We start from the raw sequence: 17,275 nt of genomic DNA, 5'->3' as shown, positions 1-17,275 counted from the left end.
CAGATCCCGCACGCGAGTTCGGCACGGGTCGATAGAGTGGTGCGAATGCACGACAAATTGCGCATCCCGGCCGCGCTCTTCAGCGCATGCATCGCGGGCATGCTGGTCGCGGCGCAATCGCGCGTCAACGGGGGCCTCAGTCAGGAGCTCGGCGGCGGGTTCGTCGCCGCCTGCTATTCGTTCGCTTCGGGCCTCGTGCTGGTCGCGGTCATCACGATCTGTTCGGCGCGGGCGAGGCGCGGTTTCGGCAAGCTGAAGACCGAACTGCGTTCGGGCCGCTTCCCGCTCTGGGCGACGCTCGGCGGGGCCGCCGGCGCGGTATTCGTACTCGGTCAGTCGCTCGTCGCGCCCCTGATCGGGGTCGCCCTGTTCACGGTCGGCGTGGTTGCCGGCCAGGTCATCGGCGGGCTCGTGCTCGACCAGGCGGGCCTCGGCCCGGCCGGCAAGGTCGCGCCCACGCTGACTCGCCTCATCGGCACGGGGCTCGTGATCGTCGCGGTCGTGATCTCGGTCGCGGGCAGCATTTCGGGCGGGGTGCTCCAGGGCTCCCCCTGGTTCGTCATCGTGCCGCTCATCGCCGGGTTCGGCGTCTCGTGGCAGTCCGCGGTCAACGGGCTGCTGCGGTCGGCGATGGAGAGCGTGCTGTCGGCGACTTTCGTCAGCTTCGTCGTCGGCACCGTGGTGCTCGCGGTGCTCGCCGCCGTCTCGATCGCGCTGAACGGGTGGCCGCAGCACTGGCCGAGCGAACCGGTGCTGTACATCGGCGGCATCCTCGGCGCGATCTTCATCGCGATCATCACGCTGCTCGTGCGTGTCGCAGGTGTGCTGCTGATCAGCATGGCGAACGTCGCCGGTCAGCTGATCGCTTCGGTGATGCTCGAAGCGGGGGTGCCGCTCGCGGGCGGTGTCAGTATCGGTATGCTCATCGGCACGCTCGTCGCTCTCGTCGCGGTCGCGGTCGCCGCGCTGCCCGGTAGGCCGCGCACGACGCACTGATCGCCGGGGCCATAGCGCGTACCGGGGCAGCTGCAGGCCCGATATGGCGCCGGAGAAGCCTGCGTTCGTGAACGGTGGCGCTTCACGACAATGGTCGGCCCGAGCCGACCCGCGGCAGCCTCGTTACAGTGCGCTGAGATGGCGCCGCGCGTCGAGCGGGCGGCGCGGTTTGTGCTTCTGATCCCTCTCGGGGATGCCGCCGACGTAGAGCCAGCCGAGCAGGTACTCGCCCTTCTCGAGCAGGTGCGCCTTGCGCACCGGCTTCTCGCGGGTGAGCTTGCCCGTACGCCAGATCGAACCCCACCCCGCCTCGTGCAGCAGCAGCCCGAGGGTGTGCGCGACGCCGCTCGCGACGGCCTCCTGCTCCCACACGGGCACCTTCTCGCTCGCGACCGGGCTCACCACGATAGCGAGCACCAGCGGGGCGCGGTGCGCTTTCGAGATGTACTTCTCGCGGTCCTCGCCGGCGGCCTTCGCGAGCCCCTTGCCGAGCCGGTCGCGGGCGTCGCCGCGCAGCTCGATGATGCGCCACGGGCGCAGCCCCGAATGATCTGCGACCGACGACAGCACGCTGAGCATATCGAGCAGTTCGGCGGTCGACGGAGCCTCGCCGGTCAGCTTCGAGTGCGAACGACGGAGGCGGATCGCCTCGCGTGCAGGCAGGGGAGTGGCGGTCAAGACGTCGATCCCTTGCCCTCGGTCGTCTGCGTCTCGGAGGGCTCGGCGCCCTCGGCGAACTCGAGCGCGAGGGAGTTCATGCAGTATCGGTTGCCGGTCGGCGTGCCGAAGCCATCGGGGAAGACATGGCCGAGGTGCGACCCGCATCGGGCGCAGCGCACTTCCGTGCGCACCATGCCCATGCTCGCATCCTCGAGCAGCTCGACCGCTTCGGGGCGCACGCTCTCGTAGAAGCTCGGCCAGCCGCAGCCCGCATCGAACTTGGTGCCCGCGACGAAGAGTTCGTTACCGCAGGCGCGGCAGGTGTAGAGGCCCGCGCGCTCCTCGTGGAGCAGCTCGCCGGTGCCCGGTCGCTCGGTGCCGGCCTGGCGCAGCACGGCGTACTCGTCGGGGGAGAGGCGGTCGCGCCACTCGGCGTCGCTCAGGGCGAAGTCGTGGCCGCTGTCGGGGGTGATGGGGGTGCTCATCGGGGCCTCCTTCGGGGAGTCTGCTCGGGCGCAGCACTCGTCTGCGCATGCCTTTCGAGTCTACGCGCGCAGGCCCGGGGCCGGATGGTGCCGGGAGCGAACGTTCCGGCGTCTTCGCGGGTTGCGGTGTCGGATGCGTCGCGCGCCCGATCCGTGAGCTCCCTCGGACGTGCGAGCTCCCTCGGATGGAATGCGCTGTGAAGCTCCGATTGAGCTCGCACGTCCGAACGAGCTCGCACCGCACACTTCGATCCGGCGGCAACGCTTCTGCAACAACGGCCCGGGGTGCGGCACGTTCCGGGCGCGCTGCGGTGCTGAGAAGACCCTGGCCGACCCGTGAGAAATTCTTGTGGACAGGGCCCGACTTGCATCATCAGATGATATTCGTCAGACTATTGCATGGCCGTTCAGTAAGGCACGCCTTACTTGGATCTGATCTCATGTCGCGATTCGCTCGCGGCGGCTGTCATCACCCACACTGTCAAGGAGCAGCTTGCGCATGTTTGCACGCCGACGCACCCGCGGATCGATCGCCGCACTACTGGCGACCGCACTTGTGGCGGGAGGTGCATTCATCGGCGGCAGCGCGGCCTATGCGGAAGAACTTCCGGCGGATCCCGCAGCCGAGCAGGTCGAACTGCAAGGCGCCGAAGCGCCGGCGGTCGAAGCCGATGCTTCTGTGGAAGCGCCAGCGGTCGAAGCCGATGCTTCTGTGGAAGCGCCGGACGATGCTCCTGCCGATGCTCCGGTTGCGGATGCTGGGAAGCCCTTGGCCGACGCTACGGCAGAGGACTCCAGCACCGCAGAGGCGCAGGCTGCGGTAGCCCCCACCGCGCTCCCGGCGGTTCTCGAGACGATTCGCGAGGACGGCGGCGCGCTCGATTGGGGCTTCAAGGCCAGCTGGCGCAACTATCTGCGATTCGCCGGCGGTGCGCAAATGGTCTTCGGCGGCGCGACGCTGTCGGACGAAGGCATTGTGCACTATCCGGAGTCGGCCGAGTCGACATTCGACCCGGCCGCAGGCACGGGCACCATCGCCTACACCGGTGGTGTGAACTTTCTGAACGAGGCGCACGGCTTCAGCATCGTGATGCAGAACCCGCGCATCGAGATAGCGGCCGATGGCTCAGCCGTCCTGAGCGCGGAGATGAGTGTTGATGCGGCTCCCGGCGCCGAAGCCCTGCAGCGCGTCGTTATTGCGACGATCGCCGCCACTGGAGCAGCAACCGAGGCCGACGGTCTCAGCGCATGGAGCGACGTCGCTGGCACTTTCGCGGACACCATCATCCCCGCCGAGCTCGGCCAGTACGGCGGGCAGGCCGCCGACTCGCTCTCGTTCTCCACTCCGGCAGCGACGACCCCGGAAATTCCCGACGTGACCTGGTCGCCTGAGGTGCGGGTGTTCCTGGGAGATTCGGTGACGCCGTTGGCTGCGGGGGCGAAGGTGTACAAGGGTGACAAGCTGACGGTGAAGGGCACCGGGTTCGATCCCGAAGCGAACATCGGTGGTCGGGGAATGCCGATTCCCAGCACGCTGCCGCAGGGATCATATGTGGTGTTCGGCAAGTTCGCTGCCGCGTGGAGCCCGGCTGATGGGGTGTCGTCGAAGGATCGGAAGGTCGGTCCGCAGGGGTGGGTGCTCGCGGAGAACGTGCTCGACCAGGTGCCCGCGCAGTACCAGGCGATGGTGCGCAATCAGTGGGTGCCGCTTGCGGCGGATGGCAGTTGGACCGCCGAGCTGACGCTCGCCGAGCCGAAGGATGCTGCGACGATCTCGGGTGACTACGGCGTGTATACCTATGGTGCCGGTGGTGTGAATAACCAGGCGCAAGAATTCAAGCTCGGGTTGGATTACACCGACACCGAACGCCCGAAGGGATGGTCGCCTGAGGTGCGGGTGTTCCTGGGAGATTCGGTGACGCCGTTGGCTGCGGGGGCGAAGGTGTACAAGGGTGACAAGCTGACGGTGAAGGGCACCGGGTTCGATCCCGAAGCGAACATCGGTGGTCGGGGAATGCCGATTCCCAGCACGCTGCCGCAGGGATCATATGTGGTGTTCGGCAAGTTCGCTGCCGCGTGGAGCCCGGCTGATGGGGTGTCGTCGAAGGATCGGAAGGTCGGTCCGCAGGGGTGGGTGCTCGCGGAGAACGTGCTCGACCAGGTGCCCGCGCAGTACCAGGCGATGGTGCGCAATCAGTGGGTGCCGCTTGCGGCGGATGGCAGTTGGACCGCCGAGCTGACGCTCGCCGAGCCGAAGGATGCTGCGACGATCTCGGGTGACTACGGCGTGTATACCTATGGTGCCGGTGGTGTGAATAACCAGGCGCAAGAATTCAAGCTCGGGTTGGATTACACCGACACCGAACGCCCGAACGGTGCCGACTTCGAGCCGTCGATCACGGTCTATCAGGCGGACGGCGTCACCGAGCTCGGCAACACCGAGGTGACAGAGGGCGACACGCTCGTCGTCAAGGGAACCGGGTTCGACCCGTACGCGAACCTCGGCGGGCTGGGACAGCCGATTCCTGCGGACAAGCCGCAGGGCACTTTCGTAGTGTTCGGCAACTTCGCTGAGCAGTGGAAGCCGTCGGAAGGCGTCAAGAGCGACCAGCGCAAGATGGATAAGTCGAACCGCGGCTGGGCGCTGGCAGCGGACACGCTCGAAAACGATGTTCCGGATGCGTTCCGTGAAGAAGTCCGCGGGCAGTGGGTCGAGCTCGATCCTGCGACGGGATCATTCACCTGGACCGTCACGCTGAAGCAGCCGGCCGAGCTCGTGAAGGGCGGTAAGTTCGGCATCTACAGCTATGCCGGCGGCGTCAACACGGCGAACCCGGCTCAGGAGCTGCGCACGGTCGTGAACTTCAAGTCGAAGACAGAACCCGAGAACCCCGACCCGAAGCCGACTACGGGAGGCCTGCAGTGGGGCATCAAGGATTCGTTCCGCTCGTACATCGAGAGCAACTCTGACGGCAAGGTGGGGCTGAGCGGCAACGCGACCCGCACCGGCAACATCTTCAACTTCCCCCAGCTCGCGGGAGGCGAATGGAACAGCCGTGCCGAGACCGGTGAAGTGCGTTACGCAGGCGGGGTCTCGTTCAGCGCGCACGGTGGTGCGCTGAGCTTCTCGCTCGCCGACCCCGTGATCAAGGTCTCCGACGCGCGCACGGCAGTGCTGTATGCGACGTACGCCGGCAAGCAGACGGCGATTGCCGACTTGCACCTCGGTGAGTCGGTGCGCAGCGTCGCCGGCAATGGCGCGGTCACCTGGAAGGGCGTACGAACGACGCTCCGTGCCGAAGGCGTGCCGGTGTTCCAGCAGTACGAGGTCGGCGAAGTACTTGACGCGGTCACCTTCACTGTGGGTGAGGCGAGCGACGCCAAGCCTACCGACCCCGAGAAGCCTCAGCCGAAGCCCGAACCCGAGCCGAAGCCGACCCCGACTCCGGTCGCTCCGACTCCGGGGCAGCAGCAGCCCGGTTCGCTGATCTGGGGCGTCTCGTCGGGCTTCGCGAACTATGCGACCGGCCCGATCGCCAAGGGCTCCGTGAGCACGAGCGGTGTCGGCGGCGGCAGCGGCGGCTATGTCTTCCCGCAGGCCAGCAGCTCGTGGGATGCGGCGAGCCAGACGGGCTCCGTGCAGTACTCGGGGGTCGTCACCTTCACCGGACATAAGGGCCTCATGAGCGAGACCTTCAGCAACCCGGTCATCACCGTGTCGAGCGCGACCTCGGGCACCATCTCGGCGGGCGGCAGCACCTTCACGCTGAACCTCGGTGCGGCGGGCAAGTCGGTCGGTGCGAACGGCGAGGTCACCTGGAGCGGTGTGCCCGTCTCGGGCGCGATCAGCGGCGGCGGCAGCGGAAGCAGCGGCACCGGCGGTGGATCGTTCGGCATCGATCCCGTCACCTTCACTGTCGGAGCGGTCAACCATGCGGGCTTCGGCTCGACCACGGTGGCCTCGACCGTCGGCCAGAAGCGCACGGCAGCGGCCACCCCGCCCGCGACGACCGGCATCACGATTCTCACCGACGCCCAGGACATCGTGCCCGGCGGCGAGATCGAGCTCGAGGCGACCGGCTTCGAGGCGAGCGAGCGCGACATCCTGGTCGTGCTGTACTCCGAACCGACCGTGCTCGACGACAACGCCGGCGCGAACAAGGCCGGTACGGTGCGGTGGATCGGCACCCTGCCCGACGACATCGAGCCGGGCGAGCACACGCTGACTCTGCAGGGCAGCACCGATGCCGGCGCGAAGATCACGGTGCTCGACAAGAAGCAGGCCGACGCGAAGAAGAAGGATGCGAAGAAGAAGGTCGCGGCGATCGCCGCCGAGGCCGAATCGGGTCAGCTGCAGGCCGCGGGCCTCAGCGACACCGGCACCCCGATGTGGGTATGGTGGGCCGGTTCGCTCCTCCTCCTGCTCATCGCCGGCGGCACCACCGGGCTCGTCGTGGCCCAGCGCCGCGGCGCCGGCAGCGACTGACCGCGACCCAGGCCGCGCACAGACCGGCCCAGGCGGGCCCTCTTCCCCTCAATGCTCGGGGCCTGCCCCGGCTGCTTCTCGACCGAGACTCCTAGAATGAATGCTTTGCAGACCCCCAGGAAGGCCCGCTCCATGAACGCAACAGCGTCGCAACACCACCGCCCCGCACGCGCGTGGAGGCGCCTCGCCGCGGCGGGATCCCTGGCCCTTCTTGCTCTCGCAGCCCCCGCCACCGCGGCGACCGCTGCTCCGAGCGCCACCGAGGCCACCGAGACGAGCGGCACCTGCGCGGTCGGGTCGGCCGAGCTGCGCTGGGGCGTGAAAGAGAGCTTCCGCTCGTACGTCAGCGGCAGCATCGCGAACGGCGAGTGGACCGTGAGCGACGACATGCGGTACGAGACGCCCGATTTCATCTGGGATGCGGCCCAGGGCGAACTCCAGGCGTCGCCGATCTCGGGCAGCATCGGCTTCACCGGGGCGGTGCACTTCACCGGCCACGACGGTGCGCTCCAGTTCGATCTGAGCGACCCGACCATCGAGATCGAGGGCGGCGACACCGCCTACCTCGGGCTCACGATCGGCGCGACCGACGACGGCGACGCCGCGGCCGTGCAGGCGCAGTCGGTGCGCGTCGCGAAGATGGATCTCGCGGGCGCTCTCTCGACGAGCGGCGGCGAGCTCGAGATCGCGGGCGCTGTGCCGCGCCTCACCTCCGAGGGCGCCGCAGCGTTCAACGGCGAGTACGGCAGCTACGTCGCCGGCGACGAGCTCGACCCCATCAATCTGACCGCCACGGCCGCCGGGTGCGAGCTCGGCGAGACCGTCGCGACCCCCGAGCCCGACGCCCCCGCCGAGCCGACCGCGACCCCCGAGCCGACCGCGACCGAGGTGCCCTGGGTGCCCATCGTCGTGGGCGGCGTCGCGCTGCTCGTCATCGGCGTGACAGGCGGCATGCTCATCGCGGGCCGCGGCAAGGGCAAGAAGCCGGCCGACGCCGCGGATCCTGAGCCGCCGACCGAATAGGCCCGCGCGCTCGGTGCCGAGTTCGCGACTGCGCATCGAATCACCGAGTACCTGCGTTCATAACGCGATGAACGCAGGTACTCGGGCGCCAGGCAGGCACTCGGCGTCACCCTGTGCCCGGCGTGCGGCGCGGGCCGACGGCGCCCGGGCGTGCAGCGCTCAGGCGAGCGGCCGCATCGGCATGATGATGCCGCGGCCGGTCACAGGGTGAGGGATCACCTCGACCGGCGTGCGGTACACGTCCGAGACGATGTCGGCGGTCAGCACCCGCTCGGGCGCATCGCACGCCACGATCTGCCCGTCGCGCAGCAGCGCCGCGCGGTCGGCGAACGCGCTCGCCAGGTTGAGGTCGTGCAGCACGACGAGCACGGCGTCGCCGGCCTTCGCGCGGGCGCGGGCGAGGCCCAGCACGGATTCCTGGTGGCCGAGGTCGAGCGCCGCGGTCGGCTCGTCGAGCATGAGCACGCCCGTGCGCCCGGCCATGACGCGCGCGAACGCGGCGCGCGCCCGCTCACCGCCCGACAGCGACGGCACGCGTCGGTTGCCGAGATGAGCGATATCGGCCGCATTGATCGACTCCGAGATCGCCTCGTTGTCCTGATCCTCGAGCGGTGTGCGCCGCCACGGCGCGCGCCCCATCTCGACCACCTGGTGCACTGTGAACGGGAACAGCAGCTGGTTGTCCTGCAGCAGCACGCTGCGGCGCCGGGCGAGGTCGGGCAGCGACCAGTCCGAGATGTCGCGGTCTCCGAAGCGCACCGACCCCTGATCGGGGGCGACATCGCCCGAGAGGATGCTCAGCATCGTCGACTTGCCGGCGCCGTTCGGGCCGAGCAGCGCGAGCACCTCGCCGGCGCGCAGCTCGAGCGACACCTCGTCGAGCAGCTTGCGGCCGCCTCTGATGAGCGAGACCGATTCGGCAGCGCAGACGACATCGCCGGGCGCGGTGCGGGTCGGGGCCTCGAAGTAGCGCGCGGCCATCATCCCCACCCCCCGCTGCGCTTGCGGGTGCGCCGCAGCAGCCAGAAGAAGAAGGGGCCGCCGACGAGGGCGGTGAGCATGCCGATCGGCATGTCGGCGTTCGGTACGATCGTGCGGGCGCCGAGGTCGGCGAGGGTGAGCAGCAGCGCGCCGCCGAGCGCCGACGCGGTCACGAGGGGCAGATGCGCGGGCCCCAGGATCATGCGCATGAGGTGCGGGATGACGAGGCCGACGAACGAGATGATGCCGGCGAACGCGACCGAGACGCCGGTCAAGAGCGCGACGATGAAGATCATGATGATGCGCAGCGCTTCGACGTTGACGCCGAGGTGGCGCGCGTTGCGCTCGCCGAGCGCGAGCAGGTCGAGCTTGCGGGCGGCGAAGTAGGAGGCGGCGAGCCCGAGCGCGATGATGGGGGCGACGATGAGGGCCTGCGACCAGCGACTGCCGGCGAGGCTGCCGAGCTGCCAGAACACGATCTGCTCGCGCGACTGCGTGTCGCCGAGGAAGGTGAGCAGGGCGATGCCGGCGCCCGCGATCGCGTTGACGGCGATGCCGGTGAGCACGAGGGTGACGACCTCGGTGCGGCCGTCGGCGCGGCTCATCGCGTAGACGATGAGGGTGGCGGCGAGGCCCGCGGCGAATGCGAGGGCGGCGATGGTCCATTCGCCGAAGAAGCTCAGGCCGAACACGATGGCGAGGCCCGCACCGACCGCGGCGCCCGACGAGATGCCGATGACGCCGGGCTCGGCGAGCGGGTTGCCGAAGATCGCCTGCATGATGAGGCCGGCGACCGAGAGCCCCGCGCCGACGAGGGCGGCCATGGCGACGCGGGGGAAGCGGATCGCCCACAGGGTCGCATCGCCCGTGGGGTGCGTCGGCAGCGGCAGCCAGTCGATGCCGATCTTGTGGAGCAGGGATCCGAGCACCTCCTGGGGAGGGATTGGGAGCTGGCCGGTGCCTGCGGAGACGAGGATCGACGCCACGAGCGCCACGGTCAGCACCGTGAAGAGCGTGATCTTCGCGGTCGTGTGGCGTTTCGCCGACGGTGACGTGGAGGGGGTCATGCGTGGGTGAGCTCTGCCTTCGTGAACGCGCGAGCTGAGACCGGGGTGCCGCTGGAGGCGCACCCGGAACGCGCGGCGATGTGCTGGATCTTCGAAGTCCAGGGAACATCTTACCGTTGTTAGGGTAGGCTAATTCCGTTAAACATCTGATGAAGGGACGTTCGGGTTATGACGGCAGGTCGGGTGCGCAGGATCGCCGCGGTCGCAGTGCTCGCCCTTGCAGGGCTCGGGCTCGTCGGCTGCCAGACCGGCCCCGACGTCAAGAGCGCCGCCGCGCTCGAAGCGGTCGACCTGCCTCCGCTCTCCGAGCTCACCCCCCTCGACGACCCGACCGCGTTCGTCGGCAGCACCCACGCCGTCGTCGGCGGGCCGTCGATCGCGCCCCTCGCCGAGGCCCCGAAGAGCGAACTGCCCGTCACCGTCGCCTCACACGACCGCGGCGGCGACACGCAGATCACGGTGGAGGACACCGCGCGCATCGTGCCGCTCTCGATGAGCGGCTCGGTCGGTGAACTCGTGCACGCCTTCGGCTTCGGCGATTCGATCGCGGGCCGTGACGTCTCGACGAACTTCCCCGGTTCCGAAGACATCCCGGTTGTCACGAAAGACGGCCATTCGATCGATGCCGAGGGCGTGCTCGCCCTCGACCCGACCCTCATCCTCACCGACGGGTCGATCGGCCCGACCGACGTCGTGCTGCAGCTGCGCGACGCGGGCGTGCCGGTCGTCACCGTCGACCGCGCGGTCGACGCCGAGTCGAGCTACCTGACGATGCAGCAGGTCGCCGATGCCCTCGGCGTCGGCGAGGCCGCCCCCGCGCTCATCGAGCAGCTGCAGCAGGCCATCGCCGCGAAGGAGGCGGAGGTCGCGCAGCTGCTGCCGGCCGATGCCGAGAAGCTGCCGCGCGTCGCCTTCCTCTACATCCGCGGCACCGCCGGCGTCTTCTACCTCTTCGGCGAGGGCACCGGCGTCGACAGCCTCATCCGCTCGGTCGGCGCGATCGACGTCGCTGAAGAGATCGGGCTCGAGGGCGAGAAGCCCATGACCGAGGAAGCCCTCATCGGGATGGACCCCGACATCATCGTCGTGATGACGAAGGGGCTCGAGAGCGCCGGCGGGGTCGACGGCCTGCTGCAGGCCCAGCCGAGCGTCGCCCTCACCACCGCCGGCGAGAACCGGCGCATCGTCGACATCGACGACGCCGTGCTCTTCGCGGGCGGTACGCGCATCCCCGATGTGATCGACGGACTCGCCCGCGCGATCTACTCTCCCGATTCGCTCGAGCGGGCCGGCTGAGCGGCCGCGCCATCCCAGGTTCGGCTCGGCGCGTCGGGTACTCTAGTACGGCGTCGCGAGAACGATGCAGCATTTCATGACGGGCGAGGGGACGAGATTGGCGCAGAGCAACCACGGTGCCGAAACGCAGCGCCGCAGCCAGGATTACCCGGAGGATCGCTTCGATCGGGTCACCCGCAGCGGCCGCGTCGGCGCGCACCGCGTCACTGCGAAGCCCCGTCATTTCTGGTGGTACCTCGTCGCGGGCGTGCTGGGCTTCGTGCTGCTCACCTGCATCGGCGTGCTCGTGGTGCAGAGCGTCGGCGGGAAGAGCCCCACTCCGACTTCCGAGCAGCAGCCCACCTCGACCGAGGTGCCGGCCGTGCTCGACCCCGCCGCGACGATCGCCGTGTTCAACGGCACGACCGACACGAACCTCGGCGCCGGCGTCTCCGGCTCCATCACGGCCGAGGGCTGGGGCCAGGTGCTCTTCTCGGAGAACCTCGCCGAGAGCGATGTGCCGATCTCCGCGGTCTTCTACCGCGACCCGGCCGACGAATCCGCCGCCCGCGGCCTCGCCGAGCAGCTCGGCGGCGTCTCCACCTACCTGACCGAGGACTACGCCGAGTACGACGCGCGCCTCATCGTGCTGCTCGGCGCCGACTACGCCGGTCCGAACTCGGGTGCGGTCGAGCAGCCCGTCGAGCCTCCGGTCGAAGAGCCCGCCGCGGGCGATGCCGAGGTGCCGCCCGCAGACGGTTCCGTCGACGGCGCAGTGGTCGATCCCGCGGCGACCGACCCGCAGCAGCCCGAGGCCTGACCCGACGCGCGAGTCCCGACCGGTCGCTCGACGGCCCGCTCCGCCGTGCGCGCGACCGGTCGAACCGATGCGTGCTCGGCGGCTCGTCCGGGCGCGCCCGCGCCCGTGCCGGCGCTGTTCGCTGTACGCGAGCATGATTTCTTGCACTCTCAGGGTCTGAGTGCCAAGATTGGGGTTAGCAGTCGAAGCGACTGAGTGCTAAGCAACCGAGCGTTCGGGTCACCCCGAGCACCCGGTTCCCACGAACCACTAGACGTCCGGGAGGGGCGAATTACATGGCAAAGATGATTGCTTTTGATGAGGAAGCACGTCGCGGTCTCGAGCGGGGTCTCAATGTCCTCGCCGATGCCGTCAAGGTGACGCTCGGCCCGCGCGGCCGCAACGTCGTGCTCGAGAAGAAGTGGGGCGCCCCCACGATCACCAACGACGGCGTCTCCATCGCCAAGGAGATCGAGCTCGACGACCCCTACGAGAAGATCGGCGCCGAGCTCGTCAAGGAGGTCGCGAAGAAGACCGACGACGTCGCAGGCGACGGCACCACCACCGCTACCGTTCTCGCCCAGGCGCTCGTGCGCGAGGGCCTGCGCAACGTCGCGGCCGGCAGCGACCCCATCGCGATCAAGAAGGGCATCGAGAAGGCCGTCGCAGCCGTCTCGGCCCAGCTCCTCGAGAACGCCAACGAGATCGAGACCACCGACCAGATCGCGGCGACCGCTTCGATCTCGGCCGCCGACGAGCAGATCGGCGCACTCATCGCCGAGGCCATCGACAAGGTCGGCAAGGAGGGCGTCGTCACCGTCGAGGAGTCGAACACCTTCGGCACCGAGCTCGAGCTCACCGAGGGCATGCGCTTCGACAAGGGCTACCTTTCGGCCTACTTCGTCACCGACGCCGACCGCCAGGAGGCAGTCTTCGAGGATCCCTACGTCCTCATCGTCAACGGCAAGGTCTCGAACATCAAGGACCTCCTCCCCGTCGTCGATCCCGTGATCCAGTCGGGCAAGCAGCTCCTCATCATCGCCGAGGACGTCGAGGGCGAGGCTCTCGCGACGCTCGTGCTCAACAAGATCCGCGGCATCTTCAAGTCGGCAGCCGTTAAGGCTCCCGGTTTCGGCGACCGCCGCAAGGCCATGCTGCAGGACATCGCGATCCTCACCGGCGGCCAGGTCATCTCGGAAGAGGTCGGCCTCAAGCTCGAGAACGCGACGCTCGACATGCTCGGCACCGCGCGCAAGGTCATCATTACCAAGGACGAGACCACCATCGTCCAGGGCGGCGGCGAAGAAGAGGCGATCCAGGGCCGCGTGACCCAGATCCGCCGCGAGATCGAGTCGACCGACAGCGATTACGACCGCGAGAAGCTCCAGGAGCGCCTCGCGAAGCTCGCCGGTGGCGTGGCCGTCATCAAGGCCGGCGCTGCGACCGAGGTCGAGCTCAAGGAGCGCAAGCACCGCATCGAGGACGCCGTGCGCAACGCGAAGGCGGCTGTCGAGGAGGGCGTGCTGCCCGGCGGCGGCGTCGCACTCATCCAGGCCGGCGCCACCGTGTTCGACTCGCTCGAGCTCGCGGGCGACGAGGCCGTCGGCGCCAAGATCGTCAAGGCCGCCATCGAGGCGCCGCTGCGCCAGATCGCTGCGAACGCGGGCCTCGAGCCCGGCGTCGTCGCCGATCGCGTCGCGAACCTGCCTGTCGGCCACGGCCTCAACGCCGCGACCGGCGACTACGGCGACCTGGTCGCCCAGGGCATCCTCGACCCGGCCAAGGTGACCCGTTCGGCGCTGCAGAACGCGGCTTCGATCGCCGGCCTGTTCCTCACCACCGAGGCCGTCGTCGCCGACAAGCCCGAGCCCGCTGCGGCTCCGGCCGGCGACCCGACCGGCGGCATGGACTTCTAAGTCCCACCGCATACAGAGCAGGGGTTCCGCTTCGGCGGGGCCCCTGCTCCCGTTTTCGGGGCCGTTCGCATCGGCAGGGTGAGGGATCGCCGACGCCCAGGCCCGAGCCCTAGGCTGGAGGGGTGGCAGCGAGCATCTACCTCACCTCGGCCGAAGGCCGTACCGGAAAGAGCGCCGTGGCGCTCGGCGTGCTCGACGCGCTGCGGGCCGAGGCCCCGCGCGTCGGCGTATTCAGACCGCTCATCCGCTCGACCGGCCCGGATCGGGTGCTCGAGCTGCTGCGCCGCCGCTCCACGGCCGACGTGCCGTACGAGGCGTGCGTCGGCGTCACCTACGAAGAGGCGCACGCCGACCCCGAAGCGGCGATGACCCGCATCGTCGCGGCCTTCCACGAGCTGAAGTCGCGTTGCGACGTGGTCGTGGTCGTCGGCTCCGACTTCACCGATGTCGCGGCCCCGACCGAGCTGTCGTACAACGCGCGCATCGCCGCGAACCTCGACGTGCCCGTGCTGCTCGTGCTGAGCGGCCGGTCGAACGAAGACGCCGAGCTGCTCGGCCAGCTGCCGGCCCGGCGCCCGCTCGACATCGCCCAGATGGCCGAGCTCGGCCTCGCCGAACTGCATGCCGAGCACGCGACCGTGCTCGCCGCCCTTGTGAACCGCGCCGAGCCCGAGCTGCTCGACGAGATCGCGACGGTGGTCGCCGCGAAACTGCCCGACGACGTGCCGGTGTGGGCGATCCCTGAAGAGCTCAAGCTCGTGGCGCCGCCCGTGTCGGCCGTCGTCGAGGCCGTGAACGGCACCCTCGTGCGGGGCGGTGCGCAGCTGCTCGCGCGCGAGATCAGCGAGGTCGTCGTCGCCGGCATGTCGATGGTGAACGTGCTGCCGCGCCTCATCGAGGGCTCCGTCGTCGTCATCGCCGCCGACCGCTCGGAGACGCTGCTCGCCGTCACGATGGCGCACGAGGCCCCGACCTTCCCGACCATCGGCGCCGTGGTGCTGAACGGCGATTTCGCGGTGCCCGACGACGTGGAGCGGCTGCTCGACGGCATCGACTCCACGCTGCCCGTCGTACGCACGGGCCACGGTACGTTCGACACCGTGCGCCGCATCACGCAGACCCGCGGCCTGCTCACCGAGGAGTCGCCCACGAAGTTCGACACGGCGCTCGCCCTGTTCGCGCAGCACGTCGACACCGCACTGCTGCGCGAACGCCTGCGCCTGCACCGCGGCGGCATTCGCACCCCCGTCATGTTCTCGTACGAGCTCTTCGAACGGGCCGCCGCAGCCGACGCCCATATCGTGCTGCCCGAGGGCGACGACGACCGCATCCTCCGCGCCGCGAGCACCCTGCTCGCCCGCGGCACCGCGAGGCTCACGCTGCTCGGCGACGAGGCGGCTATTCGCAAGCGCGGCGGCGAGCTCGGCCTCGCGATCGATGCGGCGACGGTGATCGACCCCGAGACCTCGCCGCTGCGCGAGCAGTTCGCCGAGGAGTACGCGCGGCTGCGCGCCCACAAGGGCGTCGCGCTCGAGCAGGCGCGCGACACGATGGCCGACGGCAGCTATTTCGGCACGATGATGGTGCAGCTCGGCCTCGCCGACGGCATGGTGTCGGGCGCGGCGAACACGACCGCGCACACCATTCGCCCCGCGCTCGAATTCGTGAAGACGAAGCCCGGCGTCTCGGTGGTGTCGAGCGTGTTCTTCATGGCCCTCGCCGACCGGGTGCTCGTCTACGGCGACTGCGCCGTGAACCCCGACCCGAACGCCGCGCAGCTCGCCGACATCGCCATCTCGTCGGCCGAGACCGCAGCGCAGTTCGGCGTCGAACCGCGCATCGCGATGCTGTCGTACTCGACGGGCGATTCGGGTTCGGGCGCCGACGTCGACAAGGTGCGCGAGGCGACGGCGCTCGCCCGAGCCGCCCGGCCCGACCTGCTCATCGATGGCCCGATCCAGTACGACGCGGCGAGCGACCCCACGACCGGCGCGTCGAAGATGCCCGGCTCGCAGGTCGCGGGCCACGCGACCGTCTTCATCTTCCCCGACCTCAACACCGGCAACAACACCTATAAGGCGGTGCAGCGCTCGGCGAACGCCGTGGCCGTCGGGCCGGTGCTGCAGGGCCTGAACAAGCCGGTCAACGACCTCTCGCGCGGCGCGACCGTGCAAGACATCCTCAACACCGTCGCGATCACGGCGGTGCAGAAGATCACGACCGACGCGTAGCCAGCTCCCGAACCGAACCCCGAAGAAGGCAGTACCGTGGCCCACATCCTCGTCATTAACGCAGGCTCCTCGTCCATCAAGTACCAGCTGATCGATGCGGCCGACGGGCGACGGATCGCCTCGGGGCTCATCGAACGCATCGGCGAAGCGAGCGCCCTCGGCCGCATCGTGCACCGGGGCGCCGCCGGCGACGGTGCTGGTGCTGGTGCTGGTGCCGGTGCCGGTGCGCGTGTGGAGCGGGATCTCCCGGTGCCCGATCACGCGGCCGGGTTCGCAGCCATGATCGAGGCGTTCGCCGGGGCCGGGGCCCCGCTCGGGGCGCTCGACGTGCGCGCCGTGGGGCACCGCGTCGTGCAGGGCGGGGCCTTCGTCGAGCCGACGCTCATCGACGACGCGGTCGCCGAGCGCATCCTCGAGCTCGGGGCCCTCGCCCCGCTGCACAACCCCGGCCAGTACCAGGCGATCGTCGCCGCCCGCGCGGCTTTCGCCGATGTGCCGCACGTCGCCGTGTTCGACACGGCCTTCCACCAGACGATGCCGCCGCACGCCCACACCTATGCGATGGACCGCGGCCTCGCCGCCGAGCACGGCATTCGTCGCTACGGATTCCACGGCATCTCTCACCAGGTCGTGTCGCGTCGGGCCGCCGAGTTTCTCGGGCGCCCGCTCGATGCGCTCAAGCAGATCGTGCTGCACCTCGGCAATGGCGCCTCGGCCTGCGCGATCGACGGCGGACGCTCGGTCGACACCTCGATGGGCTTCACCCCGCTCGAAGGCCTCATGATGGGCACGCGCGGTGGCGATATCGACCCGGGGGCGCTGCTGCACCTGATGCGCGCCGGCCTCGACGCCGACGATCTCGACACGGTGCTGAACCGCCGTTCAGGGCTCGCGGGGCTGGCGGGCTCGAACGACTTCCGCGATGTCTGGGGTGCGGCCGCGGGCGGCGACGTCGAGGCGCGGCTCGCGATCGACGTCTACGTGCACCGTCTGCGGCACTACGTCGGGGCGTACCTCGCGGTGCTCGGCGGGGCCGACGCGATCGTGTTCACGGCCGGTGTCGGCGAGAACCACGCGGCCGTGCGGGCCGAGGCCTGCGCCGGGCTCGAAGCGCTCGGCATCGAGATCGACGCGGAGCGCAACGCGGCCGCCGCGGGCCCCGACTCGCCCCGCCGCATCAGCAGCGACGACTCGCGCATCGCGGTGCTCGTGGTGCCCACCGACGAAGAAGCCGAGATCGCCTCGCAGACGGGCCGGCTTATCGGAGTCTGAGCCACGGCCGGGCCAGGGATCGCCGCCTCCCGGTGCCGAACCGCCCCTGGGCGCGAATGTCAGAGCCCGCCGGTAGCATGGACC

Annotated in this window: 12 protein-coding genes; 8 read left to right on the top strand and 4 right to left on the bottom strand. The window is 69.5% G+C overall.

Annotated features, from left to right (window positions below):
• Positions 1-45: 45 nt before the first annotated feature.
• Positions 46-996, top strand: a complete 951-nt coding sequence (locus tag NHL51_RS03205) for a DMT family transporter (protein ID WP_434141733.1) — start codon at positions 46-48, stop codon at positions 994-996.
• A gap of 123 nt (positions 997-1,119) precedes the next feature.
• On the opposite strand, the gene NHL51_RS03200 is transcribed toward NHL51_RS03205, so the two are convergent.
• A complete protein-coding gene (locus NHL51_RS03200) occupies positions 1,120-1,674 on the bottom strand; it encodes a nitroreductase family protein (RefSeq protein ID WP_434141732.1) in 555 nt (184 codons plus the stop codon).
• A complete protein-coding gene (msrB, locus tag NHL51_RS03195) occupies positions 1,671-2,141 on the bottom strand; it encodes a peptide-methionine (R)-S-oxide reductase MsrB (protein ID WP_434141731.1) in 471 nt (156 codons plus the stop codon). Before msrB ends, NHL51_RS03200 begins: the two co-directional genes overlap by 4 nt.
• A 499-nt stretch (positions 2,142-2,640) precedes the next feature.
• On the opposite strand from msrB, the gene NHL51_RS03190 reads away from it, so the two are divergent.
• Both NHL51_RS03190 and NHL51_RS03185 read left to right on the top strand, forming a co-directional pair.
• The gene (locus NHL51_RS03190; RefSeq protein ID WP_434141730.1) at positions 2,641-6,627 is read left to right on the top strand and encodes an HtaA domain-containing protein; all 3,987 of its coding nucleotides are present in this window, start codon (positions 2,641-2,643) and stop codon (positions 6,625-6,627) included.
• A gap of 132 nt (positions 6,628-6,759) precedes the next feature.
• Entirely contained in the window at positions 6,760-7,650 is an 891-nt protein-coding gene (locus NHL51_RS03185) for an HtaA domain-containing protein (protein ID WP_434141729.1), read from the top strand.
• A 159-nt stretch (positions 7,651-7,809) separates the two neighbouring features.
• Here the strand turns inward: NHL51_RS03185 and NHL51_RS03180 are convergent, their stop codons facing one another.
• Both NHL51_RS03180 and NHL51_RS03175 read right to left on the bottom strand, forming a co-directional pair.
• Positions 7,810-8,631 carry a heme ABC transporter ATP-binding protein gene (locus tag NHL51_RS03180; RefSeq protein ID WP_434141728.1) on the bottom strand — a complete coding sequence of 274 codons (822 nt, stop codon included), beginning with the start codon at positions 8,629-8,631 and terminating at the stop codon, positions 7,810-7,812.
• Positions 8,631-9,698 carry a FecCD family ABC transporter permease gene (locus NHL51_RS03175; protein WP_434141727.1) on the bottom strand — a complete coding sequence of 356 codons (1,068 nt, stop codon included), beginning with the start codon at positions 9,696-9,698 and terminating at the stop codon, positions 8,631-8,633. Before NHL51_RS03175 ends, NHL51_RS03180 begins: the two co-directional genes overlap by 1 nt.
• Positions 9,699-9,866: 168 nt before the next feature.
• On the opposite strand from NHL51_RS03175, the gene NHL51_RS03170 reads away from it, so the two are divergent.
• The 5 genes from NHL51_RS03170 to NHL51_RS03150 all read left to right on the top strand — a co-directional run bounded on the left by NHL51_RS03170 (position 9,867) and on the right by NHL51_RS03150 (position 17,191).
• The gene (locus NHL51_RS03170) at positions 9,867-10,994 is read left to right on the top strand and encodes a heme/hemin ABC transporter substrate-binding protein (protein WP_434141726.1); all 1,128 of its coding nucleotides are present in this window, start codon (positions 9,867-9,869) and stop codon (positions 10,992-10,994) included.
• Between the two features lie 97 nt (positions 10,995-11,091).
• Positions 11,092-11,793: a LytR C-terminal domain-containing protein gene (locus tag NHL51_RS03165; RefSeq protein ID WP_434141725.1), complete on the top strand. Its 702-nt coding sequence runs from the start codon at positions 11,092-11,094 to the stop codon at positions 11,791-11,793.
• Between the two features lie 275 nt (positions 11,794-12,068).
• Positions 12,069-13,688 carry a chaperonin GroEL gene (groL, locus tag NHL51_RS03160; RefSeq protein WP_434141724.1) on the top strand — a complete coding sequence of 540 codons (1,620 nt, stop codon included), beginning with the start codon at positions 12,069-12,071 and terminating at the stop codon, positions 13,686-13,688.
• A 122-nt stretch (positions 13,689-13,810) separates the two neighbouring features.
• Positions 13,811-15,919, top strand: coding sequence for a phosphate acetyltransferase (gene pta / locus NHL51_RS03155; protein ID WP_434141723.1), 2,109 nt, complete (start codon positions 13,811-13,813; stop codon positions 15,917-15,919).
• A 36-nt stretch (positions 15,920-15,955) separates the two neighbouring features.
• Positions 15,956-17,191: an acetate/propionate family kinase gene (locus tag NHL51_RS03150; protein ID WP_434141722.1), complete on the top strand. Its 1,236-nt coding sequence runs from the start codon at positions 15,956-15,958 to the stop codon at positions 17,189-17,191.
• Positions 17,192-17,275: the final 84 nt, after the last annotated feature.

The sequence above is a fragment of the Leucobacter sp. gxy201 genome (genome assembly GCF_051043335.1).
Taxonomy (GTDB): Bacteria; Actinomycetota; Actinomycetes; order Actinomycetales; family Microbacteriaceae; genus Leucobacter.
This window is presented reverse-complemented; position numbering and strand designations above follow the sequence as displayed.

Coding starts and splice junctions, on each gene's coding strand:
- msrB (WP_434141731.1), bottom strand. CDS start 2,141: ATGAGCACCCCCATCACCCCCGACAGCGGCCACGACTTCGCCCTGAGC.
- NHL51_RS03170 (WP_434141726.1), top strand. CDS start 9,867: ATGACGGCAGGTCGGGTGCGCAGGATCGCCGCGGTCGCAGTGCTCGCC.
- groL (WP_434141724.1), top strand. CDS start 12,069: ATGGCAAAGATGATTGCTTTTGATGAGGAAGCACGTCGCGGTCTCGAG.
- NHL51_RS03205 (WP_434141733.1), top strand. CDS start 46: ATGCACGACAAATTGCGCATCCCGGCCGCGCTCTTCAGCGCATGCATC.
- NHL51_RS03180 (WP_434141728.1), bottom strand. CDS start 8,631: ATGGCCGCGCGCTACTTCGAGGCCCCGACCCGCACCGCGCCCGGCGAT.
- NHL51_RS03190 (WP_434141730.1), top strand. CDS start 2,641: ATGTTTGCACGCCGACGCACCCGCGGATCGATCGCCGCACTACTGGCG.
- NHL51_RS03175 (WP_434141727.1), bottom strand. CDS start 9,698: ATGACCCCCTCCACGTCACCGTCGGCGAAACGCCACACGACCGCGAAG.
- NHL51_RS03185 (WP_434141729.1), top strand. CDS start 6,760: ATGAACGCAACAGCGTCGCAACACCACCGCCCCGCACGCGCGTGGAGG.